Annotated in this window: 23 protein-coding genes; 10 read left to right on the top strand and 13 right to left on the bottom strand. The window is 29.6% G+C overall.

The window, feature by feature from the left end:
* A partial coding sequence (locus AJN64_RS01600; protein WP_214283866.1) for a cache domain-containing protein occupies window positions 1-964 on the bottom strand: 964 nt, incomplete at its 3' end.
* Window positions 965-1,200: 236 nt separating this feature from the next.
* Between AJN64_RS01600 and AJN64_RS01595 the strand changes: the two genes are divergently transcribed.
* The 3 genes from AJN64_RS01595 to AJN64_RS01585 are packed head-to-tail and all read left to right on the top strand — an operon-like array spanning window position 1,201 to window position 3,754.
* Window positions 1,201-2,091, top strand: a complete 891-nt coding sequence (locus tag AJN64_RS01595) for a metal ABC transporter solute-binding protein, Zn/Mn family (protein WP_070274793.1) — start codon at window positions 1,201-1,203, stop codon at window positions 2,089-2,091.
* A gap of 12 nt (window positions 2,092-2,103) precedes the next feature.
* On the top strand, window positions 2,104-2,958 hold the full coding sequence (locus AJN64_RS01590) for an ABC transporter ATP-binding protein (RefSeq protein ID WP_070292576.1): 855 nt from the start codon (window positions 2,104-2,106) through the stop codon (window positions 2,956-2,958).
* Entirely contained in the window at window positions 2,951-3,754 is an 804-nt protein-coding gene (locus tag AJN64_RS01585; protein ID WP_070274795.1) for a metal ABC transporter permease, read from the top strand. The genes AJN64_RS01590 and AJN64_RS01585 overlap by 8 nt, the downstream gene beginning before the upstream one ends.
* Here AJN64_RS01585 and AJN64_RS01580 read toward each other — a convergent pair.
* The 11 genes from AJN64_RS01580 to AJN64_RS01530 all read right to left on the bottom strand — a co-directional run bounded on the left by AJN64_RS01580 (window position 3,743) and on the right by AJN64_RS01530 (window position 15,594).
* Window positions 3,743-5,074, bottom strand: a complete 1,332-nt coding sequence (locus tag AJN64_RS01580; RefSeq protein WP_070292575.1) for an McrC family protein — start codon at window positions 5,072-5,074, stop codon at window positions 3,743-3,745. The genes AJN64_RS01585 and AJN64_RS01580 overlap by 12 nt on opposite strands.
* Window positions 5,067-7,400 carry an McrB family protein gene (locus tag AJN64_RS01575; protein WP_070292574.1) on the bottom strand — a complete coding sequence of 778 codons (2,334 nt, stop codon included), beginning with the start codon at window positions 7,398-7,400 and terminating at the stop codon, window positions 5,067-5,069. Before AJN64_RS01575 ends, AJN64_RS01580 begins: the two co-directional genes overlap by 8 nt.
* A 38-nt stretch (window positions 7,401-7,438) precedes the next feature.
* Window positions 7,439-7,870, bottom strand: a complete 432-nt coding sequence (gene rimP / locus AJN64_RS01570; RefSeq protein ID WP_044794426.1) for a ribosome maturation factor RimP — start codon at window positions 7,868-7,870, stop codon at window positions 7,439-7,441.
* Window positions 7,860-8,222 carry a 30S ribosome-binding factor RbfA gene (rbfA, locus tag AJN64_RS01565; protein WP_002778650.1) on the bottom strand — a complete coding sequence of 121 codons (363 nt, stop codon included), beginning with the start codon at window positions 8,220-8,222 and terminating at the stop codon, window positions 7,860-7,862. The genes rimP and rbfA overlap by 11 nt, the downstream gene beginning before the upstream one ends.
* Window positions 8,219-10,834, bottom strand: a complete 2,616-nt coding sequence (gene infB, locus AJN64_RS01560; protein WP_052858947.1) for a translation initiation factor IF-2 — start codon at window positions 10,832-10,834, stop codon at window positions 8,219-8,221. The genes rbfA and infB overlap by 4 nt, the downstream gene beginning before the upstream one ends.
* Window positions 10,821-11,078: a YlxR family protein gene (locus AJN64_RS01555; RefSeq protein ID WP_083271906.1), complete on the bottom strand. Its 258-nt coding sequence runs from the start codon at window positions 11,076-11,078 to the stop codon at window positions 10,821-10,823. The genes infB and AJN64_RS01555 overlap by 14 nt, the downstream gene beginning before the upstream one ends.
* A 24-nt stretch (window positions 11,079-11,102) precedes the next feature.
* Window positions 11,103-11,981, bottom strand: coding sequence for a homoserine kinase (gene thrB, locus AJN64_RS01550; protein ID WP_002857455.1), 879 nt, complete (start codon window positions 11,979-11,981; stop codon window positions 11,103-11,105).
* An 8-nt stretch (window positions 11,982-11,989) separates the two neighbouring features.
* Entirely contained in the window at window positions 11,990-12,391 is a 402-nt protein-coding gene (locus AJN64_RS01545) for a tRNA threonylcarbamoyladenosine biosynthesis protein TsaB (RefSeq protein ID WP_032599159.1), read from the bottom strand.
* Window positions 12,392-12,429: 38 nt separating this feature from the next.
* Window positions 12,430-13,314, bottom strand: a complete 885-nt coding sequence (gene lpxC / locus AJN64_RS01540; protein ID WP_002859351.1) for a UDP-3-O-acyl-N-acetylglucosamine deacetylase — start codon at window positions 13,312-13,314, stop codon at window positions 12,430-12,432.
* Window positions 13,314-14,687 carry a M23 family metallopeptidase gene (locus AJN64_RS01535; RefSeq protein WP_052858945.1) on the bottom strand — a complete coding sequence of 458 codons (1,374 nt, stop codon included), beginning with the start codon at window positions 14,685-14,687 and terminating at the stop codon, window positions 13,314-13,316. The genes lpxC and AJN64_RS01535 overlap by 1 nt, the downstream gene beginning before the upstream one ends.
* Window positions 14,688-14,766: 79 nt before the next feature.
* Window positions 14,767-15,594 (bottom strand): prephenate dehydrogenase, encoded by an 828-nt coding sequence (locus AJN64_RS01530; protein ID WP_002860956.1) that lies wholly within the window; start codon window positions 15,592-15,594, stop codon window positions 14,767-14,769.
* A 76-nt stretch (window positions 15,595-15,670) separates the two neighbouring features.
* Between AJN64_RS01530 and bamA the strand changes: the two genes are divergently transcribed.
* From bamA to AJN64_RS01495, 7 genes are read left to right on the top strand one after another with little or no spacing between them, the layout of a single operon-like run.
* Window positions 15,671-17,890, top strand: coding sequence for an outer membrane protein assembly factor BamA (gene bamA / locus AJN64_RS01525; RefSeq protein ID WP_070240291.1), 2,220 nt, complete (start codon window positions 15,671-15,673; stop codon window positions 17,888-17,890).
* The gene (locus tag AJN64_RS01520) at window positions 17,890-18,612 is read left to right on the top strand and encodes an inositol monophosphatase family protein (RefSeq protein WP_002870405.1); all 723 of its coding nucleotides are present in this window, start codon (window positions 17,890-17,892) and stop codon (window positions 18,610-18,612) included. Before bamA ends, AJN64_RS01520 begins: the two co-directional genes overlap by 1 nt.
* An 8-nt stretch (window positions 18,613-18,620) precedes the next feature.
* Window positions 18,621-19,463 (top strand): acetyl-CoA carboxylase, carboxyltransferase subunit beta, encoded by an 843-nt coding sequence (gene accD / locus AJN64_RS01515; RefSeq protein ID WP_070240289.1) that lies wholly within the window; start codon window positions 18,621-18,623, stop codon window positions 19,461-19,463.
* A 1-nt stretch (window position 19,464) separates the two neighbouring features.
* Window positions 19,465-19,914, top strand: coding sequence for a 23S rRNA (pseudouridine(1915)-N(3))-methyltransferase RlmH (locus AJN64_RS01510; protein ID WP_002870404.1), 450 nt, complete (start codon window positions 19,465-19,467; stop codon window positions 19,912-19,914).
* An 11-nt stretch (window positions 19,915-19,925) separates the two neighbouring features.
* Window positions 19,926-20,288: a molecular chaperone DnaK suppressor DksA gene (gene dksA, locus AJN64_RS01505; protein WP_053872324.1), complete on the top strand. Its 363-nt coding sequence runs from the start codon at window positions 19,926-19,928 to the stop codon at window positions 20,286-20,288.
* Window positions 20,278-21,264: a hypothetical protein gene (locus AJN64_RS01500; RefSeq protein ID WP_053872323.1), complete on the top strand. Its 987-nt coding sequence runs from the start codon at window positions 20,278-20,280 to the stop codon at window positions 21,262-21,264. Before dksA ends, AJN64_RS01500 begins: the two co-directional genes overlap by 11 nt.
* Window positions 21,261-22,178 (top strand): tRNA dihydrouridine synthase, encoded by a 918-nt coding sequence (locus AJN64_RS01495; RefSeq protein WP_053872322.1) that lies wholly within the window; start codon window positions 21,261-21,263, stop codon window positions 22,176-22,178. Before AJN64_RS01500 ends, AJN64_RS01495 begins: the two co-directional genes overlap by 4 nt.
* On the opposite strand, the gene AJN64_RS01490 is transcribed toward AJN64_RS01495, so the two are convergent.
* Window positions 22,175-23,411, bottom strand: a 1,237-nt coding sequence (locus tag AJN64_RS01490; protein WP_070292573.1) for a Cj0814 family flagellar-dependent secreted protein, incomplete at its 5' end; no start/stop codon positions are given. The two genes, AJN64_RS01495 and AJN64_RS01490, sit on opposite strands and share 4 nt — an antisense overlap.

Here is a 23,411-nt window from a genome sequence, read left to right as displayed (position 1 = left end):
TTTGGATAGCTGCAAGTGGAGAGAGGTATTTTGATACGATGAAATAAAGGAGGATGACGCTAATAATACTTGTAAAAATAACAATCGCAGTTTGTATAAATGCAATTTTATAAACTGGAGCTTCTATTTGTTCTACTGGTTCTCCAACGCAAGCAGTATAAATTCCAGAAACTTTTGCACACACAGCAAATCTTTCACTATTATCTTTTGGTCTAGTATACTCAAAAGGTTCAAAATCTTTCTTGGTTTTTGCAAGATTTGCAATTGTACTAATATCATAACCTTGTTGTAAAAGAGCTTTGTCTGTAGAAACAAATACTTTATTTTCTTCATCAAATACAAAAGTTCTACCTGGTAAATTTTCAAATTCGGCTTGCAAATCTGCCGCAAGAACATCTACGGCCAAAACTCCTATAAATTTACCATCTTTATAAAGCGGAATAGAATATGTAAAGCAAGGTAAATTTGTAGTTACATCAATATAAGATGGGGTAATATAAAGTTTATTTGTTTTAACTGCTTCTATATAATACTCTCTTGTTCTAGCATCATAATTATCAGCTTTTCCATAAGTTCCAAAATCTAAATTTTTAGCATCAGAGTCTGGATCGGTTACAACAAGTTCACCATTTGGTTGAGCAATATAAACTGCTAAGAATCTTCCAGCATCTCTAAAATTCTTTAAATCTTTTCCAACATAATGCATTAAAGCATCTTGACTATCTAACTGTTCTACAGGATGCTTTAAAATACTTTTAGCTAAACTTTCAAGAGCTAAAGAATTTCTTGCCTTAAAAGACTCTATAGAATTTTTAGCCGTTTTAACATAATTTATTTCAGCATTCACAACTTCATGAAAAATTGCTTGCTTTACAAATATAAATGTTACAACACCTAAAATTATCAAACACACTACTGCGATTAAATTTGCAATCAGTGAAACCTTCAATTTTACGCTTTTCATAATTTAAGCGCTCCTTTCTAATATTATTTTATAGGGATATCTACATAAAGTTTTAGAATTATAAATTAAAAAATTTAAATTTTTACTTAAATTTAAAAGTTATAAAAAATTAATTTAATTAATATTAAATTAATTTATATTTATTATTTTTATTTAAATAAATATCGCTTCGAAAATTCTATGTATTAAGCTTAATATCGTTATAATTTAAAAAAATTTATATCAAAGGAAATATTTTGAAAAAAATTATATTATTTATCTTATCTTTAGGGATATTTTATACTTTCACGCAAGCTAAAAACTTCGAACAAGATCAAAATAATAACAGCAATTTAGTTAGTGTCAGTATAGCACCTCAAGCATTTTTTGTTAAAAAAATAGCCGCAAATACTCTAGATGTCAATGTTATCTTACCTCCAAATAGCAATGAGCATAATTTTGAATTTAAACCAAGCACTATGAAAAAACTTGAAAAAAGTGATATTTATTTCACCATAGGCTTAGAATTTGAAAAAGTTTTTACGGATAAATTTAAACAAAATTTTCCAAAACTTCAAGTTGTAAATATGCAAAAAAACATAGCTTTGATTCAAACTCATGATACACACGAACACTCTCATGAGCATGAACACCACGAACATGAGTATTTTGATCCTCATACTTGGCTAGATCCTATTTTAGTCCAAACTATGGCTTTAAATATTTATGACACCTTAATTCAAAAATATCCACAAAATAAAAATTTATATAAACAAAATTTAGATAAATTTTTAGCAGAATTAGATAGTTTAAATTTACAAATTGCCTCAAAATTAGAAAAATTAAAAAATAGAGAATTTGTAGTTTATCATCCTTCTTGGACATATTTTGCAAAACGCTATAATCTTACGCAAATTCCTGTAGAAATTTTAGGCAAAGAACCAAAAAGCAAAGATTTGCAAAAACTTATCACTCTAATGAAAGATAAAAATTTAAAAGTCATTTTTGTTCAAAATGGTTTCCCTGAAAATGCGGCAAAAACACTTGCTAAAGAATGTGATGCAAAAATTTACAAAATAGATCATTTATCTTATGATTGGGAAAACGAGCTTTTAAAAACTGCTGATGCCTTTTCTCATAATTTATAATCAGGCTTTTTGATGCTTTTTTTTGAAATTTCTAATCTAAACTACGCTTATGATAATGAAATCATCTTAAAAAACATCAATCTTAGCTACGACAATAAAGACTTTCTCTCTATCATAGGTCCAAATGGTGCAGGAAAATCAACACTCGTAAAACTTATCTTAGGACTTTTAAAATCCAAAAATAAAATCCATTTCAAAGCTCTTCAAAGAAAAGAAATAGGCTATGTTCCTCAACACACTCTAGCCAATCCTAATTTTTGTCCAAGAGTACTTGAAATCGTTCTTATGGGACTTGTAAGTAAAAAAATTTTTGGTTTTTATGGGAAAAAAGATAAAGAAAAAGCTATGCAAGCTTTAAGAAGCGTAGGAATGGAAAAATTTTGGAACAAAACAATTGATTCTCTAAGCGGGGGACAAAGACAACGTGTTTTTATCGCAAGAGCCTTAGCTAGTGAATGTAAGATGCTTATTTTAGATGAACCTACCGCAAGCGTTGATAACAAATCTGCTATACAAATTTTTAAACTTCTAAGCTCCTTGCACCAAAAAGGTATGGGAATTTTACTCATTTGTCACGATATCAACCTTGTATTAGCTTATAGCAATAAAATTGCACATTTAAACAAAGAACTTTTCTTGCATACCAACACTAAAGAAAAAGAAAAAAGTTTATTTTTAAAACACTTATACGAAAACCACTCTCATTTTTGTGATGTAGAAATGAGTTTAAATACTTGTTTTTGCGATGAAGAAAATTGCGATAGTAAAAAACTATGCGAACAAGAATTTACAAGAAGAAATTTGAAAAAAACAGAATTTAAAAAAGAAAATTTTTGTTTAAAATTTTCAAAGGAAAATAATGCTTGAAATTTTAAATTTCACCTTTTTTCAAAACGCTTTACTAGGAGCGATTTTAGTCAGTATAGCTTGTGGGATCATAGGTACTTTGGTGATGATAAATCGCCTTTTTTCTATGGCTGGAGGTATAACACATGGGGCTTTTGGTGGTATAGGTATAGCTTTTTATTTCTCTTTACCTATTTTATTAAGCACGGGAATATTTACTTTATTTTTGGCTTTTTTAGTAGCTTTTTTAGCTAAACACTATGAACACAGAAGCGATAGTATTATCGCTGTAATCTGGGCTTTTGGAATGGCTGTTGGGATTATTTTAATCGATTTAAGCCCTAGTTATAACACAGATTTAATGGCTTATCTTTTTGGAAGTATTTTAGCTGTAGGAACGCAAGATTTATGGCTTATGGCTTTGGTTGATAGCGTGGTGGTACTTTTGATCTTTTTATTTTATAGACAATTTGAAGCATTAAGCTTTGATGCGGAATTTGCAAAAGTTCGTGGTATCAATACAAGTTTTTTTCATTATCTTTTAATCGCCCTTATGGCTTTTTGTATAGTTATTTCTATACGCCTTGTAGGGCTTATTTTGGTTATGGCTTTACTTAGTATCCCAAGCTTTATTGCTGAAAATTTCACTAAAAGACTTGGCTTTATCATGATTTTGGCAAGTTTTTTAAGTATGATTTTTTGTATTTTAGGACTTATACTTAGCTATTATCTTAATCTCTCAAGCGGTGCTTGCATCATAGCTGTAGCTTGTTTTGGTTTTTTAGTGCATTTGATAGGAAAATTTTTAAAAAGGTAAAGGTGCGAATAACACTTGCACTTTTATATCTTTTTGCCCTTGTTCTTTAAAATACAAATGTTCGCTTGCCTTAAAAACAAAAAATTTTTCTGCGATTTTTCTTTGTAAATCTTGAGTTTTTTCACATAAAGGATACACAAGTTTAATATCATAAATTTTAAATTTGCAAGCATAAGCAAACATTTGATACAAATCGCTTTGTTCTATACCCTGTTTTTTCTCATCTTCACTATCATTTGGAATTTTCCATTTGGTATCTAAGATCGTTTTATTTTCTATATATAAATCAGGCTTTAACATGAAACAATTTTCATCATTTTTTGAGATTAAATACTTTCCATTGTTTTGAACTTTAATATCTTGAGTTGGATTTACTTTTTTTAGCATATAAGCTACATAATCTTCAAAAATTTTCTCCATAGGAAAAAGCAAAGCAAAAGCTTCATTTTTACCATGATAAGGCATAAAACTTTCATTTTTTAAGAAAATTTTACACCACAAAAGCAAGTTTTCATAATAATCAAAATGTCTTGAAATTTTATAACTAAAATCTTTTTCATAATTTTTAGAAAATTCTACCTCATCAAGCATTTGCATAGCTTTTATAAGTCTAAATTTATTCAAACTTGTTTTGGATTTTAAAAAATTTAGCGTTGATTTTATCAAACGATTGGGTGCTATATCTAAAACAAATTCATCATTGCTTGTAAAAAATCTTTCTTTGTGTATCAAATTTCGCTTGATATACTCGTTAAATAATAATTTTCCCTTTAAAAAAGCCCTATTTTCTTCGCAACTTAGATAAGATCTCATCAAGCCTTTTTTATATACGCTATCAAATTCATCTAAAAACATAGTGATAAACACTTCAAATAAAGGAATTTTAGAACTTTGCAAAGATGAAATTTGCGATTTTTTAAAGGGGGAGTTTTTTAAGGTTTTTAGCATATTTATCAAAAGATTTTTGGGATTAAATTTAAAATCTTTTTCATAAAAATCATTATTTTTAGAAATATTGTCTAATTCATAGTATCTTTTTAGTTTTTCTTTATCGTGATTTGAAGAGCTATCTTCTTTTTTATAGCTATCTAAATTCGTGCATTTTGGCAAGATCTCCAAAACCCCACTTTTAGTCTGTATAATGCCGACATAATTTTTAGCTTTTAGGGCGTTTTTATTTTTAAAGCCTAAAAGACTTTCATTGTTTTTTGCAAAGTCTTCTAATTCTTTATAAAATCTTTCAGCTTTTTCTTTGAAAATTTCTTTTAAATCTTCTTTAGAAAAAGCTTGGTGTTCAATGATAGAAAAAGTGCTATTCATTTTCGTTTTTTAATTTATTTGCTATTTCATCATTATAAATTGCTTGATATATTTCTATTTTATCCCAAATTTTATCATCAAATGAAGCAATATTATAAATACTTCTCTCGCTATTAATACTATCTAGATTTTTTATTTTTTGAAGATATTTATCATCTTTTTTATCTTCAAAAATCATACCATTATCATTTAAAACCGCATTAATCAAAGCATAATCATTATAAAAATACTCTTGCAAAAGCGGGATAATTTTGTTTTGAAAAATACTTTTTAAATCATTTAAATTTTCAACACCTATAAAAAATGCATGACCTATGGTTTTTTCTCTATCTAGTAAATATTCTATACGAGTGTTTATAGCTTTTAATAATTCTTGTAAATTAATACCTTCGCAATCCATAGATAATTTGCTCACATCAGGCATCATCTCTACAAATTCAAATCTTCTTCGCAAAGCTGTATCAAGAGAAGTTATGCTTCTATCGGCTGTATTCATAGTGCCTATGATATAAACATTTTTAGGCACTCCAAATTTTTCACCGCTATAAGGCAAAGTCACTTTTAACTCTTCTTTTTCACCTATCCTTTTACTAGGTTCTATCAAGGTGATAAGCTCACCAAAAATCTTACTCACATTACCACGATTAATCTCATCTATGATGATTATGTAAAATTTTAAATCTGGCTTTTTACTAGAATTATTATCTATTTTATAATTTTGTTCTCGTTCTTTAAACAATTTAACTAATTGAAAATAGTAACTATCAATTTGTCTTCTATGTTTATTATTTAAAATTTGCCTAATGCTTCTTCCGTTTATAATCTTATCTTTATTTTCCAAAAGCGTTTTAAAGATTTCTAAATTTAAATATAAATTTGCATTAGTATCATCTGTAATAATTCTATATTTTTCATTATATTCTTCTAATCTAAATCCACCACTTTGAGTTTTTTCTATAAATTTTTGTTGATCTACTAATTCATCTAAAAAAATTTCTATTTTATTTTCTAAATCTTCATTCTTTGCAAATTCTTCTTGCGTTAATAAAGATGCTTTATAATTTTCTAAAGCTTTTTGACAAAGCTCTTTAAAAATTCCATATTTTATTTCATATTTTATTTCTTTAGAATTTTCTTCACTATCTATGCGAGGCTTTATACCTTCTACAAATTCTTCATATCCATAGCTTTGATGGAAAGTAGTAAATACTATTTGTCCCTTTCTTACATACTCATCAAATTTTGCTTTTTTGTCATCTCTACTTTCTAAATTTTCGCCCAAAATTTCCAAAGCTTTATCTATAGTATGATAAGTTTTTCCTGTACCCGGAGGTCCATAAAGAATTTGATTTAAGGGTATAATTTTCATATTTGATTCCTCGGATTGCACTCTTTCAGTTATAAAAATATCTTGTTCATAATAATCAATCAAAAAAACTCTATAACAATTCAATGCACTAGAATACATATTGTATCCATTGCTGTTTTTTAACTTAAATTCTTCATTTTTATTTAATTTATTTATATTTTGATCAAAACTAAATAAATCACAACTATATAGATTTTCTTTTAAAAATTCTTTTGATATATTTTCTATAACTTGAATATATTTATTTATAGTATTTTTATCTAATTTCTTTTTATTTAAATATTCACTAAATAAATTTTTCATTTTATCTATATAATTTTGACTATCCATGCCATATTTATTCCATAAAGGAATAGCTATATTTTCTATCATTTTAACTAATGATAAATTTTTATTCTCTAATAATTTTTTATGTATTTGATATATTTTTAATTTTTCTTTAAATTCATTCAAAGATACTAAATCTAAAACATTTTTTGAAAAAATATTAATTATTTTTATATTTTCTACATCTTGATAATGAAAAGCTATTTTCCATTTAATTGCATCCCCAAAATCTATTTTTTCTATAGCTTCTAAGTTATTATCTTGACTTGCTTGTATTATTTGTATGATTTTTTCTTTTATATTATTAAATGCTTCATTTTCATTATTGCCATATTTAGCAATCCAAGCATAATTTTGACTATATAATCTACCATTAGAAGATTCTTTCTGACTTTCATCATTTCTTTTATATATACCAAATTTAAAAGCTGAGCCACCCCAAATACTTCCTAGATTGTCCAATTTGCTTTCTATCCAAAAAGTAAAATCATCTCTATTTGGATTATCTTTTTTAATGTTAGTATATTCTTCAAGAGTCATATTTTTAACTTTTTCTAAAGTCCATACTTCTTGAAAATTTAAAAAGCCATCATGCATTTCTTGTAATTTTTTTTCATCTAAATTCCACATTACAAAAATCCTTAAATTATGCTATTTTTAAATCATATTTAGATTTCTTGCCACTCCACAAAGGTTCTAGCTTTTTTTATATCATTAAAATTTATAGTAGTTTTTTCTTTATTTTCTAAATTTTCTAAAGTGATATTTTCATCATCTACAGCAATGATTTTTGCTTCGAATTTTTCTTTTTCATTGGTTGTGATCTTCACAAGTTCACCTATACTTTTAGCAAAGTGTTCTATCTTACTCAGTTTTCTTTCAAGTCCTGGTGAAGATACTTCTAAAAAATACTCCCCATTTACAGGTGGTTCTACATCAAAAATAGGCGATAAAATTTCACTAAGCCTTGCACAATCATCAAGATTTACCCCACCTTCTTTTTGCACATAAATTCTATAAATTTTTTTACCATTTTCACTTACTAGCTCATCATCATAAAAGCTAAGTTCTGCTTCTTTGCAAAGGGCTTCAAGATTCATTTTTATCCTTTTTTATTTTTTCAAAAAGTGCATCCATGTGGTTTTGATACTCAAGTCTATCATCAAATTTAAAGTGAAAATTCGGACATCTATACCACCCTTGCTCACTCATGCAGTAATTTTGCAAAGCCCTACTTGCCTTTTTTAAAGAAGATAAAATTTTTTCTTGCTCATGAACATTAAAAAACATCTTATCAAGATACACAAAAGCATCATATCTGCCTTTTTTGCACTCTACATCCACTACACACAAATTTTTCAAATTTTCGTCATCTAAATTTGCTAAAGCTTCAGGGATTAGCTCTTTTAAGATACTTTCAGTGCGTAGTTTTTTAATCTCACTTGGGTTCATAGACTTGCTTGTTCCTCTACTTCTTTATAGCTTTCTATATAATCACCCACTCTCATATCATCACACCCTTCTATACCTACGCCACACTCATAACCTTTTGCCACTTCTTTAGCATCATCTTTAAAGCGTTTAAGCGAGCTTACATTTCCTTCATAAACCACAACTCCATCACGGATAAGGCGAATTTTAGCTCCACGATTAATCACCCCTTCAGTTACCATACAACCTGCGATTTGTCCGATTTTTGGTACATTGATCACTTGTCTAATCTCTGCTTGTCCTAATTGCTCTTCAGAAATAATCGGACTCATCATACCACCAAGTAAGGCTTTTACATCATCTAAAAGATTATAAATCACATTATAGGTTTTAATTTCTACGCCTTTATCCTTGGCACGCTCTTTAACTTCCCCTGTTGGGCGTATGTTAAAACCTAGTACGATAGAGTTTTCACTCGCACTTGCAAGCTCTATATCACTTTGTGTGATTCCACCTACTCCGCTATGAATGATATTCACTTTAATCTCATCATTTCTAAGTTTTTCTAAACTTGCTTTTAAGGCCTCTAAAGATCCTTGTACATCAGCTTTTAAAATAACAGGCAAGGCTTTTAGATTGCCTTCTTTGATCTTAGCTCCAAGCTCATCAATGCTAACTTTAGTAGATTTGCTAAGTTCTTTTTGGCGGTTGTATTCGTGGCGTTTATTAGCGTATTCTCTTGCTTCTTTATCGGTTTTTACTGCAATTAAAATTTCACCTGCATCTGCTACTTCGCTAAGCCCTACGATAACCCCACATTCACCTGGTTTGATTTCTTTTAAAGCTTTACCTTGATCATCACTCATCGCACGCACTTTTCCATAAGCCTCGCCTGCAACCACAGTACTTCCTACAGTAAGTGTTCCATTTTGCACGATGATAGTAGCTACCGCACCACGCCCTTTTTGCACAGAACTTTCTATAATGCTTGCTTTAGCAAAACTTTTTGGATTGGCTTTAAGTTCTAAAATATCAGCTTGTAAAAGCACGATCTCAAGCAAATCTTCAATCCCCATTCCTGTTTTAGCCGAAACTCCTACAAATTCATAAGATCCGCCCCATTCTACTGGCATGATTTCCATTTCTGCGAGTTGAGTTTTTACCATATCAGGATTTGCTGCTTCTTTATCCATTTTGTTAATAGCAATAATAATAGGCACACCTGCTGCCTTGGCATGATTTATCGCTTCTTTGGTTTGTGGTTTTACCCCATCATCTGCGGCCACAACAATGATTACAATATCAGTGATACTTGCACCCCTTGCACGCATAGCAGTAAAAGCTTCGTGACCTGGGGTATCGATAAAAGTAATTTTACGTCCATTTTTTTCTACCATATAAGCACCCACGTGCTGAGTAATACCCCCTGCTTCACCACTTGCAACGCGTGATTTTCTGATATAATCTAACAAAGAAGTTTTACCATGATCAACATGCCCCATGATGGTAATCACAGGTGCTCTAGTCACTAAATCTTTTTCATCAGTCTCTTCTTCATAGTCTTTTACATAATCAAACTCATCAGCCTCGTTAATGATATTGATCTCTATACCAAATTCAGCAGCCAAAATTTCAATCGCATCTTCATCTAAGAAATCATTTTTTGTTGTCATCATTCCAAGCATGAAAAGTTTTGAAATCACTTCACTAGTGCTTTTTCCTATCTTATCAGCGAATTCATACACACGAATTTCTTTAGAAATAGAAACACTACTTACTTCTTCTACTTCCTTTTTTTCAATCTTTTTAGGTGGTTTTTTACGACTTCTTCTTTGAATTCCACCTTCAAGCCCAAAACCCGCAGAATTTCCAACAGCTTGTCTTATAAAATTAGGTTGTTTTTTATTGATATTTTGTGGTTTTTCTTGTTCTTTTACACTAAAATCAGGTAACACTACCTCATCTTCATCATCTAAAGAAATATCACCAAAATCATGTTCATCTAAAAAATTCATTTTTTCGGTACTTTCTTTTTTACTCGCAACAAAAGATTTTTTTTCTTTTTTCTTTTTCTTTAAACTCTCATCAGCATTTGAAAACATAGTTTTTAAACTTAAGCGCTCTTCATTATTGATAGATATATCATTTGAATTTTTTACTTCTTCTTTTTTAACTTGAATTTCTTCTTCGTCTTTTTTCTTTTTAACAATGACAAGTCCGCGTCTTTTGGCTAAAGTTGCACTAGCAAGGCTTTGTGGCTTATGAGTATCAATAATTTCTTGTTTTTCTTCCTCTTTTGCATTTTCTTTTTCAACTTTTAATTCTTCTTTTTTAACTTCTTTTTTAAGCTTTTCTTCTTTTTTAGGTTCTTTTTTTTCAGATTCATTTAGCTTTTCTTGTTCTTTTATATTTTCTTTTTTAGGCTTTTTTGCCGTAGGAGTTTTGATATTTTTCTTAAAAGCTTCTGGAATTTCTCTTGTTTGTATATACTCATAAATAGCTGCTGCGATCTCAGGCTCTACAGCATTTGATGCTGTTTTAATTCCAAGTCCTAATTCATTTGCCTTTTCAATAATTTCCTTACTATCATAACCTAATTCTTTTGCGATTTCATGAATTCTAATCTTTGCCATTTAAAAATATCTCCTTAAGTCCTTGCTGAGTAATTTTAGTATTTAAATTTTTACATATTTTAGAAAATGCTTTTTGTAAGATTTTATCTTCTTTCTCAATACAATTTTGACATAAATATCCGCTTCTTCGATGTTCTGCTTTAGGCACAATATCTCCTAAAACAACTTTAAATCTAAATAACATATTTTGCTCAAAGCGGTTTTTACACACTATGCACATTCTAATTGGTATATGTTTTTTCAAAATTATATCTTTTTTTTATATTTTTTAGCAAATTTCAAAGCCATTATCATCAAATTCTAAATATTGCACACGAAAATCTTTAAATTTTGTTTGCATTTTCTTTGCCAAAGCTAAAGCATCATCTTTAAAAGCTAAAGAAAAAAAGCTCGATCCCGAACCTGAAAGCGTACTCATTAAAGCTTTATTTTCTAAGGCAAATTTTTGCACTTCAAAAAGCTCGGGTAAGTTTTTCATACGATTGATTTCATGGAGCTTATCTTGACTTGCAAATTTTAAAAATTCATATTTTTTCTCCAAAAAACAAGCGGTTAAAAATGAAGCATGGGAAAGGTTGAAAACCGCATCATTAAAACTTAAATTTTTGGCCAAAGCTTGGCGTGATTGTTCCGTGCTCATTGCCAAATTTGGGATCACAACCACAGCAGCTAAATCTTTATCAATCTCTTTTTTGATGCTATAAACTTTATTTTTTTCAACCAAAGAACACACAAAACCACCAAGAGTAGCTGGAGCGATATTATCTGGATGGTTTTCGTAAATTAAAGCTTCATCTAAAATACGTTCTTTTTCTACCTTAAATCCACTCATATAATAAGCACTGGCAATAGCTCCAACAATCACAGCTGAAGAGCTTCCTAACCCTCTTGAAAGAGGAATGTTATTTTGAAAAATAAAACGAAAATTATCTTTTTTTCCGCTTAGTTTTTCATAAATTTCATAAAAAATATTTACAAATATATTGTTTTTTTTAAGAAAAATATTATCACTGCCCTCACCTCCAATACTAATGCTAAAAACACCTGATTTTTGAATTTGAGTTTCATTAAAAAGCTTTAAACTAAGTCCTAAACAATCAAAACCTGGCCCTAAATTCGCACTCGTAGCGGGAACTAAAATTTTCAAATTTCATCCTAAATTGCATCTAAAAAATAAAAGGGAAGATTATCATTATTTAGTTTAAGCTCTTGTAAATTTTTTGGTAAAAAAAACTCTGCTGGGATATTTTGCTCTAAACAAATTTCACCTTCCTTATATACAAAACAAAAATTTTTATTTGCACTTATGGGTTTATAGCCATTTAATTCAAAAGCACTCACCGCAAATAAAGGAATATTTTTTACTATACTTAAAGTACTCAAACTTACATAAGAAATTTTAATCCCCATATAAGAACCTGGACCATTAGCATAAATTAAACTTGTAAAATCATATTCTTTAAGTAATTCATCTAAAATTTTTGGTAAAAATTCGCTTGCTTTTTCTTCACTTTTATAAGTTTTTATAAGTTCATCATCTTGATAAATTCCGATCATTAAAGGCTTAGATAAAGCATTAAGCAAAAGAGAGGTTTTTATGCAAATACCTTTTCATAAGCTTTTTGGGTTGTTTTTTCAAGGCTTACAATTTCATAAGCATCTTTATCTTTTAAAACTTCTTTAGTAAGCAAATGATTTAAATGATGACTCCCAGCATATGAAGTATAATCTCCAAAAACACGATATCCAAGTAAAGTTAAATCTCCAATTGCATCTAAAATTTTATGTCTTACAAACTCATCTTTGAAACGCAAACCCTCAGGATTTAAAATACGATTTTCATCTACCACTATAGTATTTTCTAAACTTCCACCTAGTGCTAAATTCATACTCCTAAGAGCTTGAACATCTTTTAAAAAACCAAAAGTTCTAGCCCTTGCTATGTTTTCTATATAATTTTTTTTGCTAAATTCAAAATTGTAACTTTGTTCACCTATAACAGCATTGTCAAATTTAATTGTGTAATTAATACGGGGTTCTTTAGTAGGAGTTAAACGCACAAATTTATTACCATCTCTTACTTCTATAGGCTTTTTAATTACCATAATTTTTTTAGGCGCATCAAGTTCTTTTACCCCTGCTTCATCAAGCATCATACAAAAACTAATACTTGATCCATCCATAACAGGAGCTTCATTTGCATTTAAAACTATGCGTACATTATCGATTCCATAAGCATTAATCGCACTCATTAAATGCTCTATTGTAGAAATAAATCCACGATCATCTCCTAAAACAGTTGCCATTTGAGTATTGATCACATTTTCAGGACTTGCCTTATAGCTTGCATTAAGATCGCTTCTAAAAAATACTATACCACTATTTGCTTCTAAAGGCTCTAAAGTAATTTCTATAGGTTCACCCTTATGAAGTCCTATACCTACGCCTTTGACAGTTTTTGCTAAAGTTAATTGTTTCATTAATTTTTTCCTAAAATTATCTTTTTACCATCATTTAAAACATTGTAAATATTATTTTCTATCCATTTTTTATCTTGCCATTGTTCAGGACGCGTTTCAACTCCTTGAACCAAAACTCCAAAATGCAAATGATCGCCTAAGGCTAACCCACTTGTTCCTGTTTTGCCTATAATACTTTGTTTATTAATCATTTCATCTAAATCAACATTTTTAGAAGAACAGTGCCCGTAAAGACTATAAACACCAAAACCATGATAAACAATTAAATTTAAACCGTAAATCCCATTTTCAGCAGCAAAAACAACCTTGCCCGCGTTATTACTTATGATAGGAGCTTGTGCTACGCTTGCTAGATCAAGCCCCATATGATAAGAATCACTCACAAATTGCCCATTATAAGAATAATACCTATGATCAGCAAAATCCGCTACTTTCATACCATTTTTAAGAGGTAAAAATAAATTCAAATCAAAATTATCAATTTTTTCCTCAGGTACTTTTGAAGTGATTTCATGGATAAGTTTTTCATTACTATTTCTTAAAGTTTCATTGACAAACTTAAATTTTTCATAACGATTGAAATTATTATCTTTTGGAGCGTATTGATTTGCTAAATTCTCAATCTTTCCATCTAAAAATTTATCCGTTAGATTGATATTTGAAACACGATATTTACGATTAACAAAATAATACCTTATACGTTCTTTTGAAATATTTCCCGCTTTATCCGTAGCGATAACAAATGCACGAAATTCCTCATCTCTTGCATCCCAAGCAATTAAAGCTGCATAATACCCTTGTTTTATATAAGGCGTAGCTTTAAAAATTTTACCTTTATTTGTCTCTATATATACCTTATCTAAATTAGCATCATCAGCCTTGAAAACAACAGCCCCAGCACCGCCTTGCTCGATTTGGTAAGAATTGCTTATGATATTGATTTTTGGAGCCGTATTATCTACTAATACCGCAATTTGTTTTCTTGCTTCATTACCACTAAAAAAATTCCAAAAACTAGAATCTTTAGCTATCACCTCCAAAACAAAAGATTTTACATTTTCTTTGTAACCAAATTTTGGCAAAGCAACTTGTAAGGTAATATCTTTTAAATTAGAAATCTTTTCATCTGCTATAACCATTGCACTAGTATTGTCGTCTTTATGCAATATAATTTGTACATTTTTGATAGAACTTTCATCATCTTTAACATGCACTAAAATAGGTTTTTTAAGATCAGTATATACAACATCTGGCATTAAAATTTGAGGAGGATTTTTTTCAAAAATACTTAATCTTGAAATAAAAAAAATCAAAATTGCTATTAAAACTAAAATTAAAACAGATAAATAAGTTTTGCCTTTTCTTTTTGCCATAACCTTCCTTAAAAATTTTCGATGTTTTTGTTGTTTTTAGTATAAATTCTATTATATTTTCAGTAAATATCTAGCAAATTTATAAAATTTCTCTTAGAGTATTAGCCTGTTTCATCCATTCTCTTAATTCATCGTTTTTATCTAATTGTATCATTTGTTTACATCTCTCTAATTCTTGTTGAAAAAAATCAATAGAACTTAATAAGTTATCTTTATTTTGTAAAAAAATACTTTCCCACATTTGTGGTGATGATTTGGCAATTCTGCTCATACCTTTAAAAGATCCTCCAGCCAAATGAACAATATTTCTTTTATCCTCTTCTTTCATTACAAAATTAGCCAAAGAAAAACTTATAACATGAGGCAAATGAGAAATAATAGCAGCATGATGATCATGGGCTTTACTATCCATAAAAACAATTTTCATCCCTAAATGAGAAAAAATTTCTACTGCTCTTTTTTGATGCAAATCATCAGCTATTTCACTATCGCAAAGAACACAAACTGCATCTTTATAAAGCTCTTTAAAAGCCGCTTTTGGACCTGAATTTTCAGTTCCTGTCATAGGATGAGCAAAAAGAGTTTGTTTGATTAAATTCTTAGGCAAACTTTCTATAATTTTTCTTTTTGTACTTCCAAGCTCTATAATTGTTACATTAGAAGGCAAATCAACTAACTTTTGCAAAATTTCTATAATAGCATTAACAGGAGTTGCGACAAAAATCATATCACATAAAGCTAAATCTTTAAATTCTATAAGCTCATGAATAAGACCTAATCGCAGGGCATCTTTTTCATTTTCTTTACTTAAATCCATACCATAAACACAAGAAATAAGCTTATTTTCTTTCAAACAAAGCCCTAAAGATCCACCCATAAGCCCAAGCCCTATAATTGCTATTTTCATACTTTCTACCTTAGTTTTTTTGTTAAATTTTTTTTGCTATTATACAGCTTTTAATAAAGCTTTAGGTAAAAAATCAATGAAAAAACATCTTATTAGTATTTGTGCTTTAGTTGCTATAGCCAATGCAGCAACCATTAAGGATATTAAATTTATCGGATTAAACCACTTATCAAATACAAGTGCCATAAATATTACAGGGCTTAAAATAGGAGAAGAAATAAATCCTGCAAAAATCAACACTGCTATTCTTAATCTTTATAAACAAAATTATTTCGAAAATATTGCAGTAGAAAACAACAATGGAATTTTGGAAATTATAGTTACTGAAAAACCAACTATAGCAAAGGTTACTATCACAGGTATAGCTTCAAATGATAGAAAACAAGTTGAAAGTATTTTAGGGATTAAAAGAGGTACGCTACTTGATGAAGGAAGTATAAAAGAAGCTATTGAACGCATTAAAGCTTATTATGAAGCAAAAAGTTATTTTGATACTATTGTAGAATACAAAAAAAAGACTTTAGAAAATACCGATGGATTAGAGCTTGAATTTATAGTAAATCGTGGTGAAAATATCATTATTGATAATGTTCATTTAAGTGGAGCCAAGAAATTTTCATATTCTGATATAGAACCTTCAATTGTCAATAAAGAAAAAGAATTTATGGGTTGGATGTGGGGGCGCAATGATGGAAAATTAAAAGTTTTTGAGCTTAGTAATGATAGTTCAAGAATTGCTGATGAGTACATGAAAAAAGGATATTTAGATGTTCAAGTATCTCCTCCTTATCTTAAAACCTACACAGATACTTATCAAGCAAATTTGACTTATTTTATCAAAGAAGGAAAGCCTTATAAAATTAAAAGTATAAACATAGAAAATCCTTTATTTGATGATAAACAAAATGCACAAACCGTAAAAGATTTAAGATCAAGCGCTGGCAAAACTATCAATATTGAAGACATTAGAAAAGATGTTAAAACCATAGAAACACAAAGTGCTGATTTAGGTTATGCGTTTGTAGAAGTCTATCCTGATATTCAAAAAAATGATCAAACTCAAGAAGCTACCGTTGTATTTAAAGTAATCCCTCACGATAAAGTTTATATAAGAAATGTTATTATTTCAGGAAATTCACGCACTGTAGATCGCGTCATACGCCGAGAATTATATATAACAGAAGGTAATTTATACAATAGAACAGACTTAAGCGAGTCAAAAAATGCTTTAAAAAGAACTTCTTATTTTGACGATGTAAATATCAAAGAAGAAAAAGTTGATGATACACATATTGATTTGATTGTTGATGTTAAAGAAGCTTCTACAGGAGCTATTTCTGGAGGCATTGGCTATGGATCAAGCGATGGTATTTTACTTAATGCTTCTTTATCAGATACAAATATCTTTGGTTCAGGAATAAAAAGCTCTGTAAGCGTAGATAAAAGCGATGATACCTTATCAGGAAGGATTAGTCTCATAAATCCACGCGTTCTTGATAGTCAATATAGCCTAGGTGGAACACTTTATTCAAATGACTATGAATGGGATAATTATTCAGAAAAAAATTACGGCTTTGATATAACAGTTGGACGCCAATTTGCAAGATACTATAATGTAAGCTTAACTTATAATCTTGAACAAAGCGATATTTATCACTTAAGTCCAACTCTTTTAAGAACAGGATATGAACTTGGCAAAAGTATTAAAAGCTCTATAACTCCAGCAATCACCTTTAACAATACAGATGATTATTATCTGCCACGATCAGGTATCATTGCTTCAACTAGTTTAGAATACGCTGGACTTGGCGGAGATCAAGAATTTATTTCATCAAGCTCTAAATTTAACTTTTATCAAGGTTTGCAAGACTATATAGGATATGATCTTATTTATCGTTATAAAGCGAGTTTTTATAAAGTATGGGATGAAGGCTATTTGCCAATTAATCAGAGAATTTATTTAGGTGGTATTAGATCGATACGCGGTTTTGAAAGCAGAACGGTAAGTCCTAAAAACCAATGGGGAGATGAAGTGGGAGGAACCATAGCTTTTGCCAATTCCGTAGAACTTAGCTTCCCTTTGATTGATAGAATCAAACTTCGTGGTAGCGTGTTTTTTGATTATGGTATGATAGGGCGTAAAAATTTAGATGAAATAAAAAGAATGAGTACAGGTATAGGCATTGAATGGATTACACCAATTGGGCCTTTACAGCTTGTATTTGCCAAACCTCTTAATGATAAAAAAGGTGATGATACTAATAGTTTTGAATTTAATCTTGGAACACGCTTTTAATGAAAGAATTTTTAGATGCTTGCTTGAATGCAAATTTGCAAATACGCAAGTATCTAAACAATATCCCACAAAATGATCTTAAACTTTGCTCTAAATTAGGCTATGATAAAAATCAAGGCTATGAGCTTGACTTAAAATGTGAACAAATTTTCATAAAATACCTTAGTTGTTTTGGGCAAATTTTTTCTGAAGAAAGTGGCTTGATCGGGAAAGATAACCCAAAACAAATGATTCTTGATCCTTTGGATGGAAGTTCAAATTTTGTTTCTAAAATACCATTTTATGGAACTTCTATAGCTCTCATAGAAAAAGATCAGGCAAAAAGCGCTTTTGTTTGCAATCTTGTCAGTCAAGAAATTTTTGCTTTTAATAACAATCAAGCTTTTAAATCTAATCTTTCCGATCCAAAATACTCACCCTTAACACCTAATCTATTTTCTAAAATAGGTATAGTTGAAAAAATTTCACTTTATCCAGAACTTCTCGATTTTTTAACAAAAAATCAATTAAAATTTCGCTCTTTGGGCGCAACAGCCTTAAGTCTCGCTTATGCTTCGTATTTTAGTTTTGTATTAATTCTTGGAAAAACACGAATTTTTGATACAGTAGCTGCTTTAACAATTCATCAAAATTTATATATAGAAAAAAATGAAAATTTCCTTCTCCTAAGCCAAGACAAAAAAATTTTTGATATAATCTTAAAATTTTTAAAAAATAATTAGGTGAATATATGAATTTTGCAGATATTTTTTCAAAAATAAGAAGACAACAACCTAGCGTTAAAGAAGCTCCAAATCACTGGGTAAAATGCCAAAGTTGTCATGCTTTGATGTATTATAAAGAAATAGAATCTTGTTTTAATGTTTGCCCTAAATGTAATTATCACATGAGAATTTCAGCTGATGAACGTATTAAACTTTTAAGCGATGAAGGCAGTTTTATTGAGTATGATGCAAATTTAGAGGCTATAGATCCTTTAAAATTTGTTGATAGCAAATCCTATAAAAAACGCCTTAGCGAAGGTGAAAGTAAAACAGGTAGAAAAAGTTCTGTTATTAGTGGAGAATGTGAAATCAATGGTTTAAAAACCCAACTTATTGTATTTGATTTTTCTTTTATGGGCGGATCTTTAGGTTCTGTTGAAGGAGAAAAAATCGTTAGAGCTGTACAAAGAGCCATCACAAGCAAAACCCCTCTTGTCATCGTAAGTGCAAGCGGTGGAGCTAGAATGCAAGAAAGTACTTATTCTTTGATGCAAATGAGCAAAACTAGCGCCGCACTTAAACTTCTTAGCAAAGAAAAACTTCCTTATATTAGCATTTTAACTGATCCTACTATGGGCGGAGTAAGTGCTTCTTTTGCTTGGCTTGGAGATTTAATCATCGCTGAACCTGAAGCTTTAGTCGGTTTTGCTGGTGCAAGAGTTATTAAACAAACTATAGGAGCAGATTTACCTGAAGGCTTTCAAAAAGCAGAGTTCTTGTTAGAACATGGACTTATAGATGCCATAGTTGAAAGAGGAGAACAAAAACAATATCTTAGCGATGTGCTAAAATTTTTCAGTGGAAAATAATTTGCAAGTTAATATCTTTTGTATTCAAAAAAGTGATGAATTTAAAACTTGGAGTGAGAAATACTCTAAACTTATTTCTAAATACGCCACTTTAAAAGAAATAAATGTTTTTAATAAAAAAATAGCCTTAGCTCAAAATTTAAATGCCATAGAAGCAAAAAAAAGCTATGAAGAAGCTTTTATGCCTTATAAAAAAGGCTATTGTATCGCTCTTGATGAAAAAGGGAAAGAACTTACAAGTATAGAATTTGCAAAACTCATCCAAGATAAAAATGAATTAAGTTTTTTTATAGGCGGTGCTTATGGTTTAAGAGAAGAATTTAATCAAAGTTTGGATTTTAGACTATCATTAAGCAAACTTACTTTAGCACATCAATTTGTTAAAACCTTACTTTTAGAACAAATTTATCGTGCATTTTGCATCAACAACAATCACCCTTATCACAAATAGAAAGTTTTAAAATGAAAAAAAATGAAATACAAAATTTCAAAAATATTTTAGAAGAAAGAAAAAAAACCATCTTAGAAAATTTGCAAAGCAATTCAAATGAAATCGAAGCTCTTCACAATAGCGTCCCAAGCGATAGTGTAGATTTTTCTGTCATAGAAACAGGCTCTCAAATTGACTTTGCTATCAGTACCAATCTCAAAGAAGAACTTATAGAAATCGAAGATTCTTTAGATAAAATCAAAAACGGCACTTATGGAATTTGCGAATCTTGCGATGATGAAATCGACTCTCAAAGACTAAAAGTCAAACCTCACGCAAGATATTGTATCACTTGCCGTCAAATTGCAGAACAAGGAAAAAAACATGAAAATTAAACTCTTCTTACTTGCAAGTTTTATTTATATAGCACTTATTTTTGCCTTTGCTTGGCATCTAGAACTAGGAAGCTATACTCTAAATATCAGCACTTATACTTTTGAACTACCTATTATGATATGGCTTGTTATTCCTTTATTTGTTTATATGATTTTAGCCGTTTTACACATAGCATTTTATGGATTTTTGCGTTATTTAAAATTTAAGCATTTTTTTAAAGATGCAGCTAAATTTGAATCTTATACTCAAGATTTACTCCTTGAAAAGGATCTTAAAACTACTTTTCAAACGAAAGAATTTAGAGCTGTGGCACAACTTTTTAAAACCATAAAAACACATGAAAAAATTCCACACTCAAATAAAATCAATGAAATTTTAGATCTTATTGATGGTTTAAATAAAAACGAATTTTTTAACCTTAGCAAATTTAAACTCGAAAATAACAATGTTTTATATTTGCAAAATGAAAAAAATCATCTCAAAAACGACGCAAATTATGCCTATAGCAAACTTAAAAACCTTAATGAAATCAAAGATGAATTTGAAGAAATTGCCTTTAACACTCTTATAGAAAAAGCTAGTTATGAACAAATTAAAAATGTAAAAATCCCTAAAAAGCCTTCTGAAGTTCTCACACTTATCAAGCGTTTTAAAGAAGGAAATTTAGAACTTAGTGCAGCAGAATACGAAGTTTTACTTTCACACAATATACTAAGCGAAAAAGACTATCTTAACGCAGCAAAACTAAGTACTAAACTTTTAAATCCTGATGCTATTTTAGGAATTTTTAACAAAATTAAAAATGAAAAAAGCGAAGCTTTAAGAGCACATTTATATCTTTTAGCTGAATTTGGACTTTTAGATGAGTTAAGAGAGCAAATTCACAATGATGATAAGAAATTTAATGATTTTAAGGCCTTTTTAGCCTTGCGTGAAAAAAATATCAAAATCAATCTAAACCAACTCATACAATGATAGATTTTAGCAAAAAACCTTTATTTTTAGCTCCTATGGCAGGTTTTTCAGATCTGCCTTTTCGTAATGTAGTAAAAAAATTTGGTGCTGATATTACCATAAGCGAAATGATAAGTTCTAATGCCTTAGTTTATGAAAGTTCTAAAACTCTACATATGCTAGAAAGAGCTGAATTAGAAAATCCTTATATAGTCCAAATTGCAGGTGGAGATAAAGAAGTGCTAAAAAAAGCAGTGCAAATGCTAAATGAAATGGATTTTGTAGATGGGATTGATTTTAATTGCGGTTGCCCTGTAAATAAAGTTGTTAAACAATGCGCTGGTAGTGCTTTGCTAGAAAATTTAGAGCTTTTTAAAAGTCTTGTTGGAGTAATTAAAGAAAACAATAAAAAAAGCCTTACAAGTGTGAAATTTCGACTAGGATTTAATGAAAAATATCCTGAAAAAATGGCTAAAATTTGCGAAAGCTTGGGGGTGGATTTTATAAGTATCCACGGACGCACAAGAAAACAGCTTTATAGCGGAAAAGCCGATTATGAATCCATTGCCAGTGCTAAAGCAAGCGTTAGTATTCCTGTGATTGCAAATGGCGATATTAACGCACAAAACGCTAAAGAAGTTTATAAAATCACAAAATGTGATGGACTCATGATAGGGCGTGCAAGCGTAGGAAATCCTTGGATATTTTATGAAATCAAAAGCGGTAAAAGTGTAGATGAAAAACTCAAAAAAGAAATCATACTCACTCATTTTGATGAAATGATAAAACACTACAAAGATCAAGGTGTAAGTATATTTCGCAAGCATTTACACGAGTATTCTAAAGGGCATAAAGACGCTTCAGCCTTTAGAGATGAAGTCAATCGTATCAATGATGCTAAGATAATGCAAGAAAAAATCGAAAATTTTTTCTAAACCCTAGTTTGTCCTATAAGATTATTTAATCTATCCATTATAGATCCAACATAAGAATTGATACTTTCACTGCTTGCTTTCCAGCCATTAGCTTTTGCTTGATTAAACTGATTATCAAACAAAGCTCCACCATAACCTATGATTGCATTTTGCCAAGCAACTCCTTTTTCCATTGCATATATATCTGCATCAAGCCAGCCATCTTGTGCATAACCTTTTAATAAACTTGCAAAATCAACTTTGCCTGTCATAATGTCATCTAAGGAAGCTAATGATCCATCAAAGCTTTCTTTAGCCATAGCTTCTTTGAAAGATTTAACTATAGGATTCATTGTGGTATTGCCACCTTTTAAAACATCAGCACCTGTTGATTTTAAAAAACTCATAAATAAAGCTTCTTTAGAATAACTTCCATCTTCATTTTGTGGATAAACTGACATATCAGGATTAAAAATATATTTGTTTGATGTATTTTGAGTTTGCATACTTTGTGGAGTGAAATTTAATGGTTGCAAGCCTGTATTGATATGTCCTAATATTCCTAATTGCTCTATTTCATTGTATTGTTCTTGGGTGTTGTAATAATTTGTTATAGTTTTACTTTCCAAATTTAAAGGTGAAGCAAAATCAAAATCTCCTACTGACATACTTACACCCTTAGGTAAACTATTTAAATCTACTTCGGTAAAACTTGTTTTATTCGCATTGTTAAAAGTGTGATTTAATATCTCATCAAATTTGTTATAATATTGTTTTATAGTATTTGCCATATCTATATTAGAATAATAACTGCTTACTCCTAAATAATTAGCTGTATGAGCATTAAAATCTGTATTATACCTATATATCTCGTCCAAAGTAGATTTATGTATCTTAAAATCTTCAGGAAGTCCTGCAGCTTTGTTAAAATCACTTCCCATATAGCCATCTTTATCTACACTATAACCATAGGCTGTATTAGTAGAAGTATTACTTATATCTGCTTGTTTATATTTTAGAGTATAAATAGAGTTTTTAAATTCACTAGATATACCATAATTAGGAGAACTTGTCTTACTACTTATACTAAAATTAGTGTTATTGCTAGTATTTGTTGTATTAGTAGAATTTAATACTTCACTTCTTGCTAGAGTTTGTGAATTTGCATTTTGAATTTCATTTAACTTACTAGCATTTTGTTTTAAAAAAGCATTAGCAAAACTTATTTTAGAATTTTCTTTACTTTCTTTATTA

Source organism: Campylobacter sp. BCW_4332, from assembly GCF_001763175.1.
GTDB classification, from domain to species: domain Bacteria; phylum Campylobacterota; class Campylobacteria; order Campylobacterales; family Campylobacteraceae; genus Campylobacter_D; species Campylobacter_D jejuni.
The sequence above is the reverse complement of the archived record's forward strand: the minus strand, read 5'-3'. Positions and strand labels throughout refer to the sequence as shown.

Excerpts from the sequence above, each read along its gene's own strand:
- AJN64_RS01590 (WP_070292576.1), top strand. The coding sequence starts at position 2,104 with ATGCTTTTTTTTGAAATTTCTAATCTAAACTACGCTTATGATAATGAA.
- AJN64_RS01585 (WP_070274795.1), top strand. The coding sequence starts at position 2,951 with ATGCTTGAAATTTTAAATTTCACCTTTTTTCAAAACGCTTTACTAGGA.
- AJN64_RS01580 (WP_070292575.1), bottom strand. The coding sequence starts at position 5,074 with ATGAATAGCACTTTTTCTATCATTGAACACCAAGCTTTTTCTAAAGAA.
- AJN64_RS01575 (WP_070292574.1), bottom strand. The coding sequence starts at position 7,400 with ATGTGGAATTTAGATGAAAAAAAATTACAAGAAATGCATGATGGCTTT.
- rimP (WP_044794426.1), bottom strand. The coding sequence starts at position 7,870 with ATGAATCTTGAAGCCCTTTGCAAAGAAGCAGAACTTAGCTTTTATGAT.
- rbfA (WP_002778650.1), bottom strand. The coding sequence starts at position 8,222 with ATGAACCCAAGTGAGATTAAAAAACTACGCACTGAAAGTATCTTAAAA.
- infB (WP_052858947.1), bottom strand. The coding sequence starts at position 10,834 with ATGGCAAAGATTAGAATTCATGAAATCGCAAAAGAATTAGGTTATGAT.
- AJN64_RS01545 (WP_032599159.1), bottom strand. The coding sequence starts at position 12,391 with ATGATCGGAATTTATCAAGATGATGAACTTATAAAAACTTATAAAAGT.
- lpxC (WP_002859351.1), bottom strand. The coding sequence starts at position 13,314 with ATGAAACAATTAACTTTAGCAAAAACTGTCAAAGGCGTAGGTATAGGA.
- AJN64_RS01535 (WP_052858945.1), bottom strand. The coding sequence starts at position 14,687 with ATGGCAAAAAGAAAAGGCAAAACTTATTTATCTGTTTTAATTTTAGTT.
- AJN64_RS01530 (WP_002860956.1), bottom strand. The coding sequence starts at position 15,594 with ATGAAAATAGCAATTATAGGGCTTGGGCTTATGGGTGGATCTTTAGGG.
- bamA (WP_070240291.1), top strand. The coding sequence starts at position 15,671 with ATGAAAAAACATCTTATTAGTATTTGTGCTTTAGTTGCTATAGCCAAT.
- AJN64_RS01520 (WP_002870405.1), top strand. The coding sequence starts at position 17,890 with ATGAAAGAATTTTTAGATGCTTGCTTGAATGCAAATTTGCAAATACGC.
- accD (WP_070240289.1), top strand. The coding sequence starts at position 18,621 with ATGAATTTTGCAGATATTTTTTCAAAAATAAGAAGACAACAACCTAGC.
- dksA (WP_053872324.1), top strand. The coding sequence starts at position 19,926 with ATGAAAAAAAATGAAATACAAAATTTCAAAAATATTTTAGAAGAAAGA.
- AJN64_RS01500 (WP_053872323.1), top strand. The coding sequence starts at position 20,278 with ATGAAAATTAAACTCTTCTTACTTGCAAGTTTTATTTATATAGCACTT.
- AJN64_RS01495 (WP_053872322.1), top strand. The coding sequence starts at position 21,261 with ATGATAGATTTTAGCAAAAAACCTTTATTTTTAGCTCCTATGGCAGGT.